Source organism: [Rhizobium] kunmingense, assembly GCF_977018605.1.
Window position 1 is genome coordinate 1,068,246 of sequence record NZ_CDRNXG010000001.1, and the last position, 19,255, is coordinate 1,087,500.

At 60.8% G+C, this 19,255-nt stretch carries 14 protein-coding genes, 1 tRNA gene and 2 rRNA genes (1 of these 17 running past the window's edge); 8 read left to right on the plus strand and 9 right to left on the minus strand.

Going from position 1 to position 19,255, the window contains the following annotated elements:
- The first annotated feature begins 2 nt into the window (after positions 1-2).
- The 3 genes from AC0JZ4_RS05395 (at position 3) to scpA (ending at position 5,226) form a co-directional block, all read left to right on the plus strand.
- Positions 3-2,021 (plus strand): acetyl-CoA carboxylase biotin carboxylase subunit, encoded by a 2,019-nt coding sequence (locus tag AC0JZ4_RS05395; protein ID WP_471885399.1) that lies wholly within the window; start codon positions 3-5, stop codon positions 2,019-2,021.
- A gap of 46 nt (positions 2,022-2,067) precedes the next feature.
- Positions 2,068-2,739: a DUF2161 domain-containing phosphodiesterase gene (locus AC0JZ4_RS05400; protein WP_471885400.1), complete on the plus strand. Its 672-nt coding sequence runs from the start codon at positions 2,068-2,070 to the stop codon at positions 2,737-2,739.
- 309 nt (positions 2,740-3,048) lie between these two features.
- Complete coding sequence (scpA, locus tag AC0JZ4_RS05405) at positions 3,049-5,226, plus strand: methylmalonyl-CoA mutase (protein ID WP_471885401.1); 2,178 nt, start codon at positions 3,049-3,051, stop codon at positions 5,224-5,226.
- 13 nt (positions 5,227-5,239) lie between these two features.
- On the opposite strand, the gene AC0JZ4_RS05410 is transcribed toward scpA, so the two are convergent.
- The 6 genes from AC0JZ4_RS05410 to AC0JZ4_RS05435 form a co-directional block, all read right to left on the minus strand.
- Positions 5,240-6,253 carry a LacI family DNA-binding transcriptional regulator gene (locus AC0JZ4_RS05410; protein WP_471885402.1) on the minus strand — a complete coding sequence of 338 codons (1,014 nt, stop codon included), beginning with the start codon at positions 6,251-6,253 and terminating at the stop codon, positions 5,240-5,242.
- Positions 6,254-6,258: 5 nt separating this feature from the next.
- Positions 6,259-7,092: an ABC transporter permease gene (locus tag AC0JZ4_RS05415; RefSeq protein WP_471885403.1), complete on the minus strand. Its 834-nt coding sequence runs from the start codon at positions 7,090-7,092 to the stop codon at positions 6,259-6,261.
- Complete coding sequence (locus AC0JZ4_RS05420) at positions 7,092-7,913, minus strand: ABC transporter permease (RefSeq protein WP_471885404.1); 822 nt, start codon at positions 7,911-7,913, stop codon at positions 7,092-7,094. The genes AC0JZ4_RS05415 and AC0JZ4_RS05420 overlap by 1 nt, the downstream gene beginning before the upstream one ends.
- 195 nt (positions 7,914-8,108) lie before the next feature.
- A complete protein-coding gene (locus tag AC0JZ4_RS05425) occupies positions 8,109-9,254 on the minus strand; it encodes an ABC transporter substrate-binding protein (RefSeq protein ID WP_471885405.1) in 1,146 nt (381 codons plus the stop codon).
- 61 nt (positions 9,255-9,315) lie between these two features.
- A complete protein-coding gene (locus AC0JZ4_RS05430; protein ID WP_471885406.1) occupies positions 9,316-10,392 on the minus strand; it encodes an ABC transporter ATP-binding protein in 1,077 nt (358 codons plus the stop codon).
- Between the two features lie 119 nt (positions 10,393-10,511).
- The gene (locus tag AC0JZ4_RS05435; protein ID WP_471885407.1) at positions 10,512-11,228 is read right to left on the minus strand and encodes a GntR family transcriptional regulator; all 717 of its coding nucleotides are present in this window, start codon (positions 11,226-11,228) and stop codon (positions 10,512-10,514) included.
- A 240-nt stretch (positions 11,229-11,468) separates the two neighbouring features.
- Here AC0JZ4_RS05435 and AC0JZ4_RS05440 point away from each other — a divergent pair, with 240 nt between their 5' ends.
- The 5 genes from AC0JZ4_RS05440 to AC0JZ4_RS05460 all read left to right on the plus strand — a co-directional run bounded on the left by AC0JZ4_RS05440 (position 11,469) and on the right by AC0JZ4_RS05460 (position 16,566).
- Complete coding sequence (locus AC0JZ4_RS05440) at positions 11,469-12,560, plus strand: ABC transporter ATP-binding protein (protein ID WP_471885408.1); 1,092 nt, start codon at positions 11,469-11,471, stop codon at positions 12,558-12,560.
- A gap of 34 nt (positions 12,561-12,594) precedes the next feature.
- Complete coding sequence (locus AC0JZ4_RS05445) at positions 12,595-13,884, plus strand: ABC transporter substrate-binding protein (RefSeq protein WP_471885409.1); 1,290 nt, start codon at positions 12,595-12,597, stop codon at positions 13,882-13,884.
- 193 nt (positions 13,885-14,077) lie between these two features.
- Positions 14,078-14,989, plus strand: a complete 912-nt coding sequence (locus tag AC0JZ4_RS05450; RefSeq protein ID WP_471885410.1) for an ABC transporter permease — start codon at positions 14,078-14,080, stop codon at positions 14,987-14,989.
- 1 nt (position 14,990) lies between these two features.
- Positions 14,991-15,809 carry an ABC transporter permease gene (locus AC0JZ4_RS05455; protein ID WP_471885411.1) on the plus strand — a complete coding sequence of 273 codons (819 nt, stop codon included), beginning with the start codon at positions 14,991-14,993 and terminating at the stop codon, positions 15,807-15,809.
- 10 nt (positions 15,810-15,819) lie between these two features.
- Positions 15,820-16,566, plus strand: coding sequence for an aspartate/glutamate racemase family protein (locus AC0JZ4_RS05460; protein ID WP_471885412.1), 747 nt, complete (start codon positions 15,820-15,822; stop codon positions 16,564-16,566).
- Between the two features lie 263 nt (positions 16,567-16,829).
- On the opposite strand, the gene AC0JZ4_RS05465 is transcribed toward AC0JZ4_RS05460, so the two are convergent.
- From AC0JZ4_RS05465 to AC0JZ4_RS05475, 3 genes are all read right to left on the minus strand, one after another.
- A tRNA-Met gene (locus tag AC0JZ4_RS05465) sits at positions 16,830-16,906 on the minus strand.
- Between the two features lie 370 nt (positions 16,907-17,276).
- Positions 17,277-17,391, minus strand: a 5S ribosomal RNA gene (gene rrf, locus AC0JZ4_RS05470).
- 111 nt (positions 17,392-17,502) lie between these two features.
- Positions 17,503-19,255: ribosomal RNA gene (locus AC0JZ4_RS05475) — 23S ribosomal RNA — on the minus strand; it runs 1,046 nt beyond the window's last position.

The window sequence follows — 19,255 nt, forward strand, 5'->3', positions numbered from 1 at the left end:
TAATGTTCAACAAGATCCTCATCGCCAATCGCGGCGAGATCGCCTGCCGCGTCATCAAGACTGCACGCAAGATGGGCATCGCGACAGTCGCCGTCTATTCGGATGCCGATGCCAATGCGCTGCACGTGACGATGGCCGATGAGGCCGTTCATATCGGCCCGGCACCGTCCAGCCAGTCCTATATCGTCATCGACAAGATCCTCGATGCGATCCGCAAGACCGGGGCAGATGCCGTGCATCCGGGCTACGGGTTCCTCTCCGAAAACGCCGCCTTTGCCGCGGCGCTGGAGAAGGTCGGAGTTGCCTTCATAGGCCCGCCGGTAAAGGCAATCGAGGCCATGGGCGACAAGATCACCTCGAAGAGGATCGCCGCCGATGCCGGCGTCTCCACCGTGCCCGGCCATATGGACCCGATCGGCGATGCAGAGGAAGCCGTCAGGATCGCGGCCGCGATCGGCTATCCGGTGATGATCAAGGCATCCGCCGGTGGCGGCGGCAAGGGAATGCGGATTGCCTTCGACGAGCAGCAGGCGCGTGAAGGGTTCCAGTCATCGAGGAACGAGGCCAGATCCTCGTTCGGCGACGATCGCATCTTCATCGAGAAATTCATCACCCAGCCCCGCCATATCGAAATCCAGGTGCTCGGAGACCGGCACGGCACGATGCTTCACCTCGGCGAGCGGGAATGTTCGATCCAGCGGCGGAACCAGAAGGTCATCGAGGAAGCCCCCTCGCCCTTTCTCGATGAAAAGACCAGGGCGGCGATGGGCGCACAGGCCGTCGCGCTGGCACAGGCCGTCGGCTACTTCTCAGCCGGCACGGTGGAATTCATCGTCGATGGCGAGCGGAATTTCTACTTCCTCGAAATGAACACGCGGCTGCAGGTCGAACATCCCGTCACCGAACTGGTGACGGGTATCGATCTCGTCGAGCAGATGATCCGCATTGCAGCCGGCGAGACGCTTTCCTTCGGGCAGGATGATGTCGGTCTGACCGGGTGGGCCATCGAAAGCCGGCTCTATGCTGAAGACCCTTACCGCAATTTCCTGCCGTCGATCGGCCGCCTGTCGCGGTATCGCCCGCCGATGGAAGGATTGCAGGAGAGCGGCGCCGTCATCCGCAACGATACCGGCGTCTTCGAAGGCGGTGAGATCTCGATGCATTACGACCCGATGATTGCCAAGCTGTGCGCCTGGGCGGAGGACCGCACCACCGCGATCGATGCGATGCGCGAGGCGCTCGACGGTTTCGAACTCGAGGGTATCGGTCATAACCTGCCTTTCCTGTCGGCCGTCATGGGCCAGGACCGGTTTCGCTCCGGCGCGCTGACCACCGCCTACATTGCCGAGGAATTTCCCGACGGCTTTGACGGGGTTCGACCGGATGCCGAAGCGGCACGGAAACTGGCTGCGATCGCCACGCTTATCCATCAGTCCGTGGAAGAACGGGCAACCTGGATTTCCGGCGCGCTGTCAAAACGCCGCCGCACCGTTGCCAGGGATTGGGTCGTGGCCCTCTCTCAGGGCCCGAAGCCTCTGGGTGAGCAAGCGGTGACGATGGAGGCGGCTGCCGATGGCGCTTTCGTGCGCTTTGCCGATGGCGAAAGGCTTGCAGCTGCCAGCGGCTGGTTGCCGGGTCACACGCTTGCCGAATTTCACATCGGCGGCGAGAGCCTGACGGTCAAGGTCGAGACAAACGGATCGGCAATCAGGCTGCGCTGGCGCGGCATGGATGTGAACGCGCGGGTGCGCTCGCCGCGGATCGCCGAACTGGCTCGGCTGATGCCGGTCAAACAGCCGGCCGATACATCGAAAATGCTGCTCTGCCCGATGCCGGGCGTCGTCACCGCAATCACCGTCCGTGAGGGGGATACGGTGGAGGCCGGCCAGACGCTTGCCACCGTCGAGGCGATGAAGATGGAGAATGTGCTGAAAGCCGAAAGACAGGGGCTCGTCAAACGTATCGCAGCCGTCGCCGGCCAGAGCCTTGCCGTCGATGAACTGATCCTGGAATTCGAATAACGGCGAGGCTGGGTTCGGCATTGCAAATCATGCTATCGAACCGCGCATGGAAACCTCGCTCTATCTCCCGGTCAAAACCTTCCTCGAAGCCTGCGGCTACACGGTCAAGGGCGAGATCGGCGGCTGCGATATCGTTGCGCTGAATGAGGGCGAGCCGACCGTCATGGTCGTCTGCGAGCTCAAGCTGTCCTTCAATCTGGAACTCATCCTGCAGGCCGTCGACCGCGCGACAGCCGCCGACGAAGTCTGGATCGCCGCACGTGTTTCGGCCAAGGGCCGGGGGCGCGAGGCGGACAAGCGCTACCGCGACCTGTGCCGCCGGCTCGGCATCGGCATGCTCGGCGTATCCGATGCCGGGGAGGTCAGCATTCTCGTCAGCTCCGTCTCGCCTATGCCGCGCACGAACCCTAAGCGGCGCACCAGGCTGATCAAGGAACACCGCAAGCGCCAGGGCGACCCGGCGCTCGGCGGCTCGACGAAGATCCCGATCATGACCGCTTACCGGCAGCAGGCGATCGCCTGCGCCTCTGCTCTTGCCGATGGCCCACTTCGCCCGCGCGACCTGAAGGACATCACCTCCAAGGCCGGCCCGATCCTGCGCGACAATTACTACGGCTGGTTCGAAAAGATCGACAAGGGCGTGTATGGCTTGAGCGAGGAAGGCTTCAAAGCGGTGAGAATGTCGACACTCCCAAACACGGCTATCAGCGATTCCTGATTACGGACTTAAGTTTCACCGCCCCAGCCGCTTCAACATCCGCTTGCTATGTTCCGGCTATCCAAGAAGACGGCAGCAATTTCCATGATTCCACGCTCGTCATCGACGTAGAAATTGACGATAGCGCGGTCCTTCGTAACATGCCGCAGTCCCGGTGCCATAGCAGGCTCAAGACTGCCCCGATGCGGGGCAATCGCCAAAGCCTCCATATCAATCTCACGGCTAAAAAATTCCCGACGCGGCTTCCAGCGCCCCATCCGGGCACTAAGTTAGAACCACGGCGTCGATGAGACGTGTGAACGAAACCGCATGTTGAGGAGGAAATCGGTGTCGGACAAAAGCTCGAAGGCCAAAAGGGAAGACTGGGAGAAGCTCGCGGAGAAGGAGCTGAAGGCTTCGCCCGAAACGCTGACCTGGCATACGGCCGAAGGCATAGACATCAAGCCGCTCTACACGGCCGAGGATCTCGACGGCATCGAACATCTCGATACGATGCCGGGCATCAAGCCGTTCGTGCGCGGACCGCGCGCGACGATGTATGCCGGCCGTCCCTGGACGATCCGTCAGTATGCGGGTTTCTCCATCGCGCAGGAGAGCAACGCCTTCTATCGCCGCAATCTCGCCGCCGGGCAGAAGGGTCTGTCGGTCGCCTTCGATCTCGCCACCCACCGCGGCTATGATAGCGACCATCCGCGTGTCGAGGGCGATGTCGGCAAGGCGGGCGTGGCGATCGACAGCGTCGAGGACATGAAGATCCTGTTCGACGGCATTCCGCTGAAAGACATGTCCGTGTCGATGACGATGAACGGTGCGGTCATTCCGATACTCGCCTCCTTCATCGTCGCCGGCGAGGAGCAGGGCTGTTCGAGGGCGGAACTGTCAGGCACGATCCAGAACGACATCCTCAAGGAGTTCATGGTCCGCAACACCTATATCTACCCGCCCGAGCCTTCGATGCGGATCGTTGCCGACATCATCGAGTATACTGCGAAGGAAATGCCGCGGTTCAACTCCATCTCGATCTCCGGCTATCACATGCAGGAGGCAGGCGCGACGCTGGTGCAGGAATTGGCCTTCACGCTGGCCGACGGCCGCGAATATGTCCGGGCCGCACTCGCCAAGGGCCTGAATGTCGACGACTTCGCCGGGCGCCTGTCCTTCTTCTTCGCCATCGGCATGAATTTCTTCATGGAGGCGGCAAAGCTGCGCGCCGCGCGCCTGCTCTGGTCGCGGATCATGGAGGAATTCGAGCCGAAAAAGCCCGGATCGCTGATGCTGCGCACCCACTGCCAGACATCCGGCGTATCGCTGGCCGAACAGGACCCGTACAACAACGTCATCCGCACGGCTTACGAGGCGCTGTCGGCCGTGCTCGGCGGCACCCAGTCGCTGCACACCAATGCGCTCGACGAGGCGATGGCGCTGCCGACCGATTTTTCCGCCCGTATCGCCCGCAACACCCAGCTTATCCTGCAGCACGAGACCGGCGTCACCAATGTCGTCGATCCCCTGGCAGGCTCCTACTATGTCGAGAGCCTGACGGATGAGCTGGCGCAAAAAGCCTGGGCGCTGATCGAGGAAGTCGAGGCGCTGGGCGGCATGACCAAGGCCGTGGCCGACGGCCTGCCGAAGCGGCTGATCGAGGAAGCCGCGACGCTGCGCCAGGCAAAGGTAGACCGTTCGGAAGAGATCATCGTCGGGGTCAACAAGTATCGGCTGGAAAACGAGGACGATATCGACATTCTCGCGATCGACAATTCGGCCGTCCGCAAGGCCCAGATCGCCCGGCTCGAAGAGGTTCGCCGGCAGCGCGATCCCAAGCGTGCCACAGAGGCGCTGGCCGCCCTTTCCGACGTGGCGAAATCCGGCAGGGGCAATCTTTTGGAGGCAGCCGTCGAGGCGGCCCGTGCGCGCGCAACCGTCGGCGAAATATCCGATGCGATGCGCCAATCCTTCGGCGATCACGCCGCAAAGCCGGAAGTGGTGGGCGACATCTATGGGCCTGCCTATTCCGATGACCCGGAATACAGATCGATCGTAAGCCGGCTATCCGACTATGGGAAATCCTCCGGCAAGGGCCGGCCGAAAATCCTCGTCGCAAAGCTCGGCCAGGACGGACATGACCGCGGCGCCAAGGTGATCGCGTCCGCCTTCGGCGATATCGGCTTCGAGGTTCTGGCAGGCCCGCTGTTCCAGACGCCGGAGGAGGCAGCCGATCTGGCGGTCGCCCGGAATGTGCAGGTCGTCGGCATGTCGTCGCTCGCCGCCGGCCACCGGACGCTCGCGCCGCAACTGGTGGAAGCGCTGAAAGCGAAGGGGGCTAAGAACGTCATCGTCGTGGTCGGCGGGGTGATCCCGCGGCAGGATTACGACTACCTGCTGGAAAACGGCGTCGCCGCCGTCTTCGGACCCGGCACCAACGTGCTCGATGCCGCCAACTCGATCATCGACCTTCTGGAAGGCAAGCGGCGAAACGCCGTGGCGTGACCAAGTTCGGCAATCAGGCTGGAACGAACGACGAGCGGGCTACCAGATGTGGAATGATCCGCTCATAGGCGCGCGTTTCATCCGGGTTGCGCAGCCGCCGGTCGATGAGCGTGACCGCGCGGGCTGCAATCGTCGCCGGGTCCTGCCGAAAGGTGGTCAGCCCATAACTCAGCCATGCCGCCTCCGGAACGTCGTCGAAGCCGATCAGCGCCACATCATCCGGCACGCTGAGGCCGAATTCCCGGCGGATGCCATCCATCGCCCCGAAAGCCAGCAAGTCGTTGGCGCAAAAGATCGCGTCCGGCCGTTCGCCATCGGCAAACAGGCTGCGGGCCGCAGCGACGCCGCCGTCATAATCGGAATCACGGCCATGCGCCACACGCGCCACAAGGCCCGCGGCAGCGACTGCGGCGACGAAGGCATTCTCGCGCTCGGCAATGCTTGGCGTAGCGGAATGCGAGCCGATGACTGCCAGACGGGAACGGCCGGCGGCAATGAACGCGGCAGCAGCTTCTTGCGAGGCCTCGACATTGCCGGCGAGAACATGGTCAGCATCCGGCTCTGACCGACCGATGACGACGAGCGGCTGACCGTTGCGCTGGGCGAGTTCGAAAAAGCTTGCCGGCGGCGAGCCGGAGAGAATGACGGTCGCTTCGGCACGGTGGCCTATCAGCATTTTCTGCGCGGCCAACAATTCTTCCTCGGTCTCGCCGGTATTGATGAGAACGGGGATCGAGCCGCGGCGGATCAGCGCCTTGGTGAGCGCCGCCGTCAAGTGGGCGCGAAAGCCGATCTCCGGCTTGGTCGCCACGATGCCGACCAGCCGGCTCTGGTTGGCCAGCACCCCGCGGGCGAGGTCATTGACGTGATAGCCGAGCTCATCGGCCGCCTTCATCACTTTTTCCCGCGTGGCCGTCGAAACGCTGGCTCCCGGCGTGAACGTGCGCGACACCGCCGAGCGCGAAACGCCGGCAAGCTTTGCCACCTGTTCGGCGCTGACGAAGCGCATCCGTCTGTCGTCTTTCATGATCGTCAGTGCCCCACTTTGGAAAGAACATCGGCGCGCAGGAACCGCTCGACCACCGCCATGAAGATCAGAGAGGGGATGAGCAGCAATAGCGCGGTGATGGATGCGACCTGGTAATTGCCGCCGGCACCGGCGGTGTAGAGCAACAGCGGCAGCATGTTGACGTCGGGTGCACCGACGAAATAGCTGCCGGTGAATTCATCCAGGCTTTCGAGGAATACGAAGATGGCGCTCGCCATCAGACCGGGCGCCGCAAGCGGCAGCGTCACATCCATGAATGCGCGCATCGGCCCGGCGCCGAGATTGCGGGCGGCCTGTTCCAGCTCGATATCGATCGCCGAAAAGGCTGCCGTGGCGATCCACACGGCGTAGACGAGACCATGCGAGACATGCACGAGAACGACGCCGGGGATCGTGCCGTTGAGGCCGATCTCGTAGAAGATGCGGGCGACGTTGACATAGACGGTGAGGTTCGGAAACGCCTGCGGGATGAGGAAGGCGAGCAGGATCAGGCCGCGGAACGGCAGTTTCAGCCGCGCCAGTGCGTAACCTGCCGGAATTGCCAGCGCGAGCGAAACGACGACCGTCAGCAGCGCGACGACAATCGAATTGCCGAGCGATTCCATTGCGCCACCACGCGGCGCAAAAACCCTGGCCCAGTGGCTGAAGCCATATTCCAGCGGCATGCTGTGCGGGAAATACCACTTCTCCGCCACCGTCCAGACAAGCAGATTGAACAGCGGCCCGAAGATGAAGAAGGCGAGCGTGCCGAAGACGATGCCGCGCGGCACCCACCAGAGCGCGTTGAGAAGCGCGGGATTGGCTTTCAGGCTCGGCATCAGCTGCGCTCCTTCAGGCTGGCGCGCAGATAGATCCAGGCGACCGAGGAGGCGAGCAGCAGCGAGACGAGGCCGAGCGCATTGGCAACGCCGTAGTCGCCATAGGAATTGACCCGGAAGGCGATGTCGGCAGTGATCATGGTCGGTGACTGGGCGTTGATCATCAGCGGCACCGAAAGAACCGACATCATGGTGACGAAGGAGAGGATGAGGCCAACCGTTACCGTCATTCCCACCTGCGGTACGATGATCTCGATGAGGACGCGCAGTTTCGAGGCGCCCAGATTGCGGGCGGCATCGATCGTCTCACGATTGATGGAGGCCATGGCACCGGCAACCAGCAGCGCGACAAAGGGCGTCTGTTTCCAGACGAAAGCGATGACGATGCCACGCCAGTCGAGGAAACTCTGGGCTTCCAGCGGGGTGATCATGCCGAGATTGATCGCGACATTGTTCATCATGCCGCTCTTGGCCAGAAACGTGCGCAGTACCTGACCTACGACGATGAAGGGAATGAACATCGGCCAGCGGTAGAGAAAACGCAGGATTGCGACCGCGCGCGGGTTTTCGCCAAGCGTCAGATAGCCGCCGATGGAAATCGCAAGAAGGCCGATCAGCAGCGTCGACAACCCGACGATGACGACGGTGAAGACGATATCCTTGGTATAGAGATCGAACGTCTTGTCGAAATTGCCGAAGCCGAAGGCGCCCTCGACCTGAAAGGCTCCGACCGCGGACATGACGAGCGGCAGGATGAACAGGAAAAGGATCACCGCCAGGGCGGGCGTAACAAGAATGAGACCGAGAAGACGTCTGGGCATTTTGGAGCTCGATGGGTTTGTGCGCTTCGGCTGCCGAATGGCGAAGGGGGTTGCCCCTCATCCGCCTGCGGGCACCTTCTCGCCGCGCGCGGGGAGAAGGACTTTTGCCGCACCCGGCCACCTATCTTGGGGCACGTCCCCTCGCCCCGTTTACGGGGAGAGGGTTAGGGTGAGGGGCAGTCTTTGCCGCCGCTGTTACTTCACCGACTTCTCGTAGGCCTCGAGGATCGCCGTGTTGTAAGGAGCAATCGGGAAAGGCTTGCCCTTGGTGGCGAGATCTTCCGGCGAGATGTCGACGAACAGCTTGTTCCAGGTGGCCTCGTCGAGTTCCGCCTTTACCTTGTCGGCGTCGATGCCGGGATACCAGTTGAAGCGCTTGACGATGCCTTCGGCCTGAACCTTGGGGCTGGTAGCGAGTGCGATGAACTTTTCCGCCAGGTCTTTGTTGGCAGCCTTTTCCGGTACGACGTAGTGCATCGGCTGGCCCGGCATGCCCGGAGCCGGCAGAACGAGCTTCATCGTCGGCGGCAGCTGACCATTGGCCTGCCAGGAATAGAACATGTCGACCCAGACCGGACCGATGGCGATTTCGCCACGCGACAGAAGATCGAGCGTGCCGGCATTACCGGGCGTCAGCGTCGCGTTGGTGGTGAAGTCGGCGAGGCTCTTGAAAGCCGTGTCCCACTTGGCCGTATCCGCCGCATTGAACGGGCCGTTCATCAGCGTGTTGGCGTCGCCCTCACCGAAGGCATAGATCCAGCCCATGACGAAGGACACGCCCGACGCACCGCCCTTGATGCCGTTATAGCCGAACTGCTTCGGGTTGGCCTTGGCCCAATCCGCCAGTTCCGCATAGGATTTCGGCGGGTTAGGCACGAGATCAGGGTTGTAGGCCAGCGCCGTCTGGCTGTTGAACATCGGCATGACATAGCCGTCGACATTGGTGCCGAGCGCCATTCTGGCATTGTCGCGGGTCACAAGCTTGCCGGTGTCGATGTCGTCGCGATACTTGGCGAGGTAGTTCTTGGTCACCATCGGGCCTGCGAACTTTTCGTGGACGACAGCCACATCGACATCCCAGGTGGCGGTATTGGCGGCAGCCTGAGCGTCGAAGCGCTCCAGCAACTTCTGCGAACCGGCATCACCGGGACCGGTGCCGATGGCGCGGACCGTGTTGCCCGGATAGGTCTGCTCGAACAGCGGACCGAGATACTGGTTGATGTAGTCGACCATGTTCTGGTCGCCGGCAGTGGCAACCGTCAGCTCGGCGGCCCAGGCGGACGAGTTGACCGGCACGGCTGCGAAGGCGACGGCAAGGGCTGCGTAGGAGAGTTTCTTCATCGGGTTTCTCCGTGGAGTAGAAATTGGCTAGGGAAATACTGGGGAAATGCAGGCATGAAAGTCAGGTATTGAAGAGGAAGAGGGCATCCGCCGGCACGTGCACGGCGACACGATCGCCCGGCGCGAACGGGCGATCGGCGTCAGCCAGGATTTCACGATCCGCGAGCTTCACCACATGGCGCCAATGGCCACCCGGATAGCTGACGGCTGCGACATCTCCGTGAAAGACGATGCCGGCGGAGTTGGGAACAGAGTGCAGATCGGCATGAAGCCGTGCCGCCTCCGGCCGGAAGCGCGCTTCCAGTTTTCCGGCAGCAAGCGGACGGTTGAGAAGCGGCACCCGACAGGCGGCATTGCTCGGGCCGGCTGCGATGAAGAAAGCCTCGCCTTCCGGCGCGCCATCGAGCGGCAGCATGTTTTCCGCCCCCATGAAGGCCGCGACGAAGGCCGAGACCGGACGGTTGAACACCTCTTCCGGTGTACCCTCCTGGGCAATGCGGCCGGCATCGAGAATGACGATCCGGTCAGCCATCACCATCGCCTCTTCCCGGTCATGGGTGACATGGATGGCGGTAATGCCGAGGCGTTTCTGCAGGGCGCGCAACTCGTGGCGCACGGTCAGGCGGATACGGGCATCGAGGTTGGACAGCGGCTCGTCGAGAAGCAGGATTTCCGGGTCGACGGCGAGTGCACGGCCAAGGGCGACACGCTGGCGCTGGCCACCGGAAAGCGCCGCGGGCTTGCGCGCCTCCAGCCCGCCGAGGCCGAGCAACGCCTGCATTGCCGAGACTTTATCGGCAATCGCAGGACGCGAAAGCCCCTTCAGCTTCAGGCCGTAGCCGATGTTCTGGGCGACGGTCATATGCGGCCAGAGCGCGTAGGACTGGAAAACCAACGCCATGCCGCGCCTGTCGGGCGGCAGATGCGCGACATCCTGGTTGCGAACGCGGATATTGCCGGACGTCGGATTGTTGAAGCCGGCGATAAGGCGCAGCAGTGTGGTCTTGCCGCAGCCGGAAGAGCCGAGCAGCGCGACGAACTCGCCCCTGGCGATCGACAGGTCGATATCCTTCAGCACCTGGGTCGCGCCGTAGCGGCTCGCGATGCCCTTGAGTTCCAGAAATCCGACCTGTTCCATACCATCCCCTTTTGCACAGCCGTGCAACCGAGGCAGTTTCTAGGGCCGGATTCTTACAGCCGCATGACAGGGATATGTACGGATTATGAAACTGACAGCCGACATTCCGGGGAGATCATCTAGCTGATCGACAGGGCATCCCTGAGGCCAAAACCCTGTTTCGGCTGCAGATCGAGATCGGCCTCGATGTGGTCGATATGATGCAGCATCAGATCGGCGGCGCGCTTGGCATCGCCTTTTTCAATCAGGTCCAAAATGGCGAAATGCTCGCTGTGGCCGCAGCTCGAGACACCGGTACGCCCGTAAAGTGCGATCACCAATGAGGAGCGGGCGACAAGTTCATCCATGAAGCGCTGCAGAATGGCATTTCCGGCTACCGATGCCAGCATAAGATGGAAATCGCCCGAGGCCTTGATCTCCGCCCGGCGCGCTGCCGGACCGCGTTCGTTCATGTAGCGCTCTTCCTCCGTCAACTGCTGACGGAAGCGGGATATATCCTCCGCCGTGATGCGATCGACGGCGGCGGCGATGATACCGGGTTCGATCAGGCGGCGGGAGGCAAAAATCTGCCGCGCTTCTTCCGGCGTCGGATTGGAGACGAAAGCGCCGCGGTTGCGCTCGGTTTTCACCAGGCCTTCGAACGTGAGCATCTGCAAGGCGGCACGGGCGACGGTGCGGCTGACATCGAAGAGCGAACCGACCTCCGCTTCCGACAGTTTCGTACCCGGCGTCAGGCGGCGATCGATGATCGCGTTGCGCAGCTTTTCACGGATCGCCATCGAGCGGTCCTCGATCGCCGTGTCGGTGGTGGCTTCGGTCTTTTCGAGCAGTGTCATCTGGTTTTGTCCGGCATGTCTTCTTCTAACCTGCTGCGCGCCCCTCTGCCTAGTGTGATGTTTTGCAATCGCCGGCAAAGATTGCATACGATTTAGACATTAGATCGAAAACGATCGCTGCAAATTTGCGCATCCGCAAATGCCAATTTCTAGCCGGTTGCAAATTCGCAAGCATCTTCAATGGGAAGCTGAACTGGCACGGCTGATGCATCCTCTTCTTCGGGTCGCAGGAGAATGCCTATGAGCAAAGCCGCTGAAATAGACATCGTATCCGTTTCGAAAATCTACGGCGCCACCACGGCGGTGCACGAGATCAGTCTGAAAATACCGGCCGGCACTTATTGCTGCCTGCTCGGCCCGTCGGGCTGCGGCAAGACTTCGACACTGAGAATGATCGCCGGACATGAAAGCATTTCGACGGGCGATATCCGCCTGGGCAACGCGGTCGTCACCGACCTGCCGCCGGCGAAACGCGGCACGGCGATGATGTTCCAGTCCTACGCGCTCTTCCCGCATCTCGACCTCGTCGACAATGTCGCCTTCTCGCTCAAGATGAAGGGCGTGGAGAAGGATGAACGGCGCGCCAAGGCCATGGACATGCTTAGGCTTATGCAGCTCGAAGCCTATGCGACACGTCGCCCGGCCCAGCTCTCCGGCGGCCAGCAGCAGCGCGTGGCACTGGCGCGCGCACTCATCACCGATCCGGAAGCGCTGCTGCTCGACGAACCGCTTTCGGCACTCGACCCTTTCTTGAAGATCCGCATGCGGGCCGAACTGAAGAAGCTGCAGACCTCGCTCGGCATCACCTTCGTGCATGTGACGCACAGCCAGGAAGAGGCGATGGCGCTGGCCGACATCATCGTCATCATGAATGACGGGCGCATCGAGCAGGCGGCGCATCCGCGCACCGTGTTCGAAAGGCCTGCGACGGCCTTCGTCGCAAAGTTCATGGGCGACCATAATGTCATTTCCGGCCGGATAACGAAAAGTGCGGACGACGAACTTACGATCTCCGTTCCGGCGGGTGGGGATTTTCTCGCCACGGGCGCCTCGGCGGCAGGGCTTGTCGACACGGCCGATATTGCCGTGCGCACCGATCATGTGCGCGTCGGCGAAGCGACGGAAAAGGGCCTCGGTTTCACCGGCTCGGTTTCCAACGTCGAGTATCGTGGCTCTTCCGTAAAACTCACCGTCAATGGCGCCGGCGTCGAGGATTTCACCGCGATCCTCAGCGACAAGGATTTCTTCGCCAATCCGGTCAAGGTGGGCGATGCCATTCCGCTTTCCTGGGAGCGCGAGGACGCGCTCGTGCTGGGGCGGCTGAAGCACTGAAATACAACAATAAAACCTCAAGAGGAGAACTGGCATGACCGAGACGAAGAAGACGAACAAGGGCATATCCCGCCGCTCGCTGCTGAAGACGGCGTCCGCCGCTGCCGGCCTTGCCGCCGGTTCGGGCGCAATCACCGGCTTCCCGACCATCTGGGCGCAGAACCCGATCACGCTTCGCCAGTTCGGCACCGGCGTTTCGAACCTCAACGCGATCGCCGAGAAGTGCAAGGCCGATCTCGGCATCACGCTGGAAATGACGGCAACCGATTCCGATGCCGCAGCCCAGCGCGCCGTCACACAGCCGAATTCCTATGATCTGGCCGATATCGAATACTGGATCCTGAAGAAGGTCTACGCGGCCAACGTGATCCAGCCGATGGATACGAAGAAGCTGAAATACTACGACAAGGTCGTGCCGCTGTTCAAGAACGGCAAGCTGACGCCGGACAGCGTGATCGCTCAAGGGACTGCGCCGCACACGGTCGGCTTCGTCGAAAAGCCGGGCGACAAGACATTCGCCAAGGAAGAGACCCAGTATTTCACCATGATGCCGACGATCTACAATGCCGATACGCTCGGCATTCGCCCGGATCTCGTCGGCCGCGAAATCACCACCTGGGCCGATATCATGGACCCGGCCTTCAAGGGCAAGACATCGATCCTCAACATCCCGTCGATCGGCATCATGGATGCGGCGATGATCATGGAAGCGATGGGCAATATCAAATATGCCGACAAGGGCAACATGACCCGCGAAGAGATCGATGCGACGATCGACTTCCTGATCAAGGCCAAGCAGGACGGCCAGTTCCGCGCCTTCTGGAAGTCGTTCGACGAGTCGGTCAACCTGATGTCGTCGGGCGAAGTCATCATCCAGTCGATGTGGTCGCCGGCGGTGGCCGCCGTGCGCTCCAAGGGCATCGCCTGCAAATACCAGCCGCTGAAGGAGGGCTATCGCTCCTGGGGTGGTGGTATCGGCCTTGCGGCACACCTGACCGGCGCCAAGCTCGATGCAGCCTATGAATACATCAACTGGTACACGTCCGGCTGGGTCGGCGCCTATCTCAACCGCCAGGGCTACTATTCCGCCTGCATGGAAACCGCCAAGGAACACATGTCGGCCGACGAATGGGGCTACTGGATTGAAGGCAAGGCGGCCGTCGGCGACATCGTCGCACCGGATGGCAAGGTGATGGAAAAGGCCGGTGCGGTGCGCGACGGCGGCTCCTTCCAGGAGCGCATGGGCCATGTCGCCTGCTGGAACTCGGTGATGGACGAAGACCGCTACATGGTCCGCCGCTGGAACGAGTTCATCGCAGCGTAAGGCCCAAGGTCTGCGTGCGAACCTGTTGTTCGCCTTGGCCGCCCCTCACGCTAACCCTCTCTCCGCAAGCGGGGAGAGGGTACGTGCTCCAAGCGGAGATGGTGAAAGAGGCGGTCACAACAATTCTCCTTCTTCCCGCAAGCGGGGAGAAGGTGCCCGGCAGGGCGGATGAGGGGCAAACCGAGGAAGAGCAATGGCGACGATCACATCATCGGCAGCAGAAGATACCGGGCGGGTGAGGACCAGGGGCTTTCGCCTGCCGCTTGCCGTCATCTCCTATCTTCAGGCCGTGCCGCTGACGCTTATCCTTGGTTTCTTCCTGCTCCTGCCGATCCTGATGATCGCCGTCGTCAGCTTCTGGGACTATGATTTCGCCCAGATGTATCCCGACCTCCTGACCATGAACTACGAGGAGACGCTCGGTTCATGGGTTACATGGAAAACCTATCTCAATACGCTGAAATACGCCTTTCTGGTCTGGGCGATCACGCTACTCATCGGCTTCTGGGTCGCCTATTTCCTCGCCTTCCATATCCGCACCACGTCGATGCAGATGGTGCTCTTCCTGATCTGCACAGTTCCCTTCCTGACATCCAACATCATCCGCATGATCTCGTGGATACCGGTTCTGGGGCGCAACGGGCTGATCAATTCCGGACTGGTCAATGCCGGCATCGTTTCCCACCCGGTCGAGTGGCTGCTCTATTCCGATTTCGCCGTCGTGCTTGCCATGGTGCATCTCTACACGCTGTTCATGGTGACGCCGATCTTCAACACGCTGATGCGCATCGACAAGTCGCTGGTCGAGGCCGCCCGCGATGCCGGCGCCACGAGCTGGCAGGTGCTGACCAATGTCATCATGCCACTCGCCAAACCCGGCATGGCGATCGGCACGATCTTCGTCGTCACATTGGTCATGGCCGACTTCTCCACCGTGCAGGTCATGTCCGGCGGCCAGAGCGCCTCGGTCGCGCTGATGATGAAGAACCAGATGTCGCTCCTGCAATATCCCGCCGCTGCCGCCAACGCCGTGGTGCTTCTGGTGCTCGTCCTTATGATGGTCGCGGGCATTCTGCGCATCGTCGACATCCGCAAGGAGCTCTGAGATGCACCGCGAACCGCGCTCCCGCGAATTCTACGTCCTCGCCATCTTCTTTGCCGTCTTCGTGCTCTTTCTCTACGGACCGCTCTCGGCGATCCTGATCCTCTCCTTCCAGGGGCCGAATGGCGGGCTGACCTTTCCGCTCAACGGCGTGTCGCTGCGCTGGTTCGCCAACCTGTTCGAAACCCAGGCGGTGGGTGACTTCGGCGGTTCGTTCCGCCGTTCGGCCATGCTCGGCATCATGGTCATGCTGGTCACCGTCGTCGTCTCGCTGCTTGCCGGTCTCGCCTTCCGGCGAAAGTTCATCGGCGCGACGGCGCTCTTCTATCTGGCGGTCGCGAGCCTCGTCGTGCCGTCGATCATCGTGTCGCTCGGCATCGGCGTGCTGTTCAGCCAGCTCGGCCTGCAACCTGCATGGTATTCATCCGGTTTCGGCGCGCATCTGACATGGACGCTGCCCTTCGGCGTGCTGATCATGTTTGCGGTGTTCAACCGCTTCTCGCCATCCTACGAGGAAGCGGCACGCGACCTTGGAGCCACGTCTTGGCAGACCTTTCGCCATGTCGTGCTGCCGATGATCGCGCCGAGCCTGATCGGCGTCGGCCTGTTCGGCTTCACCCTCTCCTATGACGAATTCGCCCGCACGCTGATGACCTCCGGTTCATTCAACACGCTGCCGCTCGAAATCTACGGCATGACGACCAACGTGACGACGCCGGTTCTCTATGCGCTCGGCACGGTCACCACGGTCTTCTCCTTCGTGGTGATTGCCGGCACGCTTGGCCTGATCGTCCATCTCAATCGCCGCCGGGCGAGGAGCTGAGCCCGCAAACATGCGCATCCTCATCGTCAATCCCAATACCACCGCCAGCATGACCGCGACGATCGCAGACAGTGCACGCCGCGTCGCCGCCCAAGGCACGGACATCGTCGCCGTCACGTCGTCGATGGGACCGGTGTCGATCGAAGGCTATTACGACGAGGTCTTCGCCATTCCCGGCCTGCTCAAGGCCATCGCCGAGGGTGAGAAGACGGGCGTGGATGCCGTCGTCATCGCCTGTTTCGATGACACCGGCCTCGATGCGGCCCGCGCGCTGGCAAATGTTCCGGTGATCGGCATCTGCGAGGCGGCCGTTTCGGCAACCGCCTTCATCGCACAGAGGTTCACCGTGGTGACCACCATGGAGCGTTCACGCCTGCCGCTGGAACATCTGGTGCATCGCTACGGCATGGCGTCGCGCTGCAATGTGCGGGCGGCCGACATACCGGTGCTGTCTCTCGAAGACCCAAACTCCAACGCACGCGACCGACTGCGCAGCGAGATCGCCCTGGCATTGAAGGAGGACCGGGCCGAAGCGATCGTGCTCGGCTGTGCCGGCATGGCCGAGCTGACCGCCGAACTGCGCGCCGAATTCGGCGTTCCGGTCGTCGATGGCGTGGCGGCCGCGCTGAAGCAGGCGGAATCTCTCGTGACGATGGGGCTGTCGACCGCCAAGCGCGGCGCCTATGCGACGCCGATCGCAAAACCCTATCGCGGGCTGCTGGAGGCGTTCGAACCCGGCAGGCTGACCGGCGCGTGACCGACACCGAGATCCGGGAATTCCGGATCTATATGTTTCTGCTCAATGGTTCGCGCATCCGGCCCGCAGAGATAGTCGACCAGGTCGGAAATCAACACCGCAGCCCGTCGTAACTCTCGCAAATAAAGTAACTCAAAGCCGCTGGAGCGAACTCAAAACCAGATAAACCTTCGGGGGAAGGTCGATGCAAAAGCGTGGTTAGATGCAACGCTTACAATAAAGTCTGTGTTGGCGTGTTTTATTTCTGTGGGATGGGGGAATATTGGTTGCGGGGGCAGGATTTGAACCTGCGGCCTTCAGGTTATGAGCCTGACGAGCTACCGGGCTGCTCCACCCCGCGTCACCAAGAATTCGGGCTTATCAGCCCGGAAGCAAGTCAGGCGTAGCCTGATGAGGTGAGACCGGAAGCAATCTATTAAGTATCGATTGCCGGTCGAACGGGCTGCTCCACCCCGCGTTGAGCGCAAGCCTTTTGCTTGCGCGGTAGCGTCACAGCTGTGCTGTGACGGTCACTGCCGGAGCAACGAGCTTGGCTCGTTGTCTCCTGTAAGGGGCGCACCGGCTATATCCTGTGCGCTGTCCTTCATTCATTTCAGCTCTGCAAACGACGAAGGGTCGCTTTGGGCGACCCTTTGGTATTGGCCAGGGGCCGTTTGTTTTCGTTATGAGAAGATTGTTTTCCATCTTGCGATGGACATTGCCTTTAGAAGACCTGGCAGCGACCTACTCTCCCGCGTCTTAAGACGGAGTACCATTGGCGCTGGGGCGTTTCACGGCCGTGTTCGGAATGGGAACGGGTGCGGCCGCCCCGCCATGACCACCAGGTCATCTAAGGGCAATGTGAAGAGAAGCTGGTTCACTCTTTGAGTGATTGATTTGAACACGTCTTTGTCTCACGGCCTGCGTTTGCAGGCGGATGAGCATTGATCAATGGGAACGATTAAGCCAATCGGGCTATTAGTAAGGCTAAGCTTCATGCATTACTGCACGTCCACACGCCTCCTATCAACGTGGTCGTCTACCACGGCCCTGATAGGGAATACTCGTTTTCAGGTTGGTTTCCCGCTTAGATGCCTTCAGCGGTTATCCATTCCATATATAGCTACCCTGCTATGCCGTTGGCACGACAACAGGTCCACCAGAGATATGTCCATCCCGGTCCTCTCGTACTAGGGACAGATCCTGTCAATATTCCTACACCCACGGCAGATAGGGACCGAACTGTCTCACGACGTTCTGAACCCAGCTCACGTACCGCTTTAATTGGCGAACAGCCAAACCCTTGGGACCTGCTCCAGCCCCAGGATGCGATGAGCCGACATCGAGGTGCCAAACAACCCCGTCGATATGGACTCTTGGGGGTCATCAGCCTGTTATCCCCGGCGTACCTTTTATCCGTTGAGCGATGGCCCTTCCACGCGGGACCACCGGATCACTATGACCGACTTTCGTCTCTGCTCGACTTGTCAGTCTCGCAGTCAGGCGGGCTTATGCCATTGCACTCGACGACCGATTTCCGACCGGTCTGAGCCCACCATCGCGCGCCTCCGTTACTCTTTCGGAGGCGACCGCCCCAGTCAAACTACCCACCATACACTGTCCCGGATCCGGATGACGGACCGCGGTTAGACATCCATGACGATAAGGGTGGTATTTCAAGGATGGCTCCACGAAGACTGGCGTCCCCGCTTCAAAGCCTACCACCTATCCTACACATGCCGACACGAATGCCAGTGTAAAGCTATAGTAAAGGTGCACGGGGTCTTTCCGTCTAACCGCAGGAACCCCGCATCTTCACGGGGAATTCAATTTCACTGAGTCTATGCTGGAGACAGCGGGGAAGTCGTTACGCCATTCGTGCAGGTCGGAACTTACCCGACAAGGAATTTCGCTACCTTAGGACCGTTATAGTTACGGCCGCCGTTTACTGGGGCTTCAATTCAAAGCTTGCACCTCTCCTTTTAACCTTCCAGCACCGGGCAGGCGTCAGACCCTATACGTCGTCTTTCGACTTCGCAGAGCCCTGTGTTTTTGATAAACAGTCGCTACCCCCTGGTCTGTGCCACCCTCTTCCACTTGCGTAAAAGAGGGTCACGCTTCTTCCGAAGTTACGCGTGCAATTTGCCGAGTTCCTTCAGCATAGTTCTCTCAAGCGCCTTGGTATACTCTACCTGACCACCTGTGTCGGTTTCGGGTACGGTCTATACGGTGGAGCTATTTCCTGGAACCGCTTCCCTGCAAGATCAATCCAATAAGACCTTACAAGTTACGCAATCCGTCACTACCACCAGGCCCACGAATATTAACGTGGTTCCCATCACCTACGCATTTCTGCCTCAGCTTAGGGGCCGGCTAACCCTGCTCAGATTAACTTTAAGCAGGAACCCTTGGTCTTTCGGCGAGGGGGTCTCTCACCCCCTTTGTCGTTACTCATGTCAACATTCGCACTTCCGATATCTCCAGGGGCCCTCACGGGTCCCCCTTCACAGACTTACGGAACGCTCCGCTACCACACATCTTACGATGTATCCTCAGCTTCGGTGCATGGCTTTAGCCCCGTTACATTTTCGGCGCAAAGACCCTTATTTAGACCAGTGAGCTGTTACGCTTTCTTTAAATGATGGCTGCTTCTAAGCCAACATCCTGGTTGTTTTGGGATCCTCACATCCTTTCCCACTTAGCCATGACT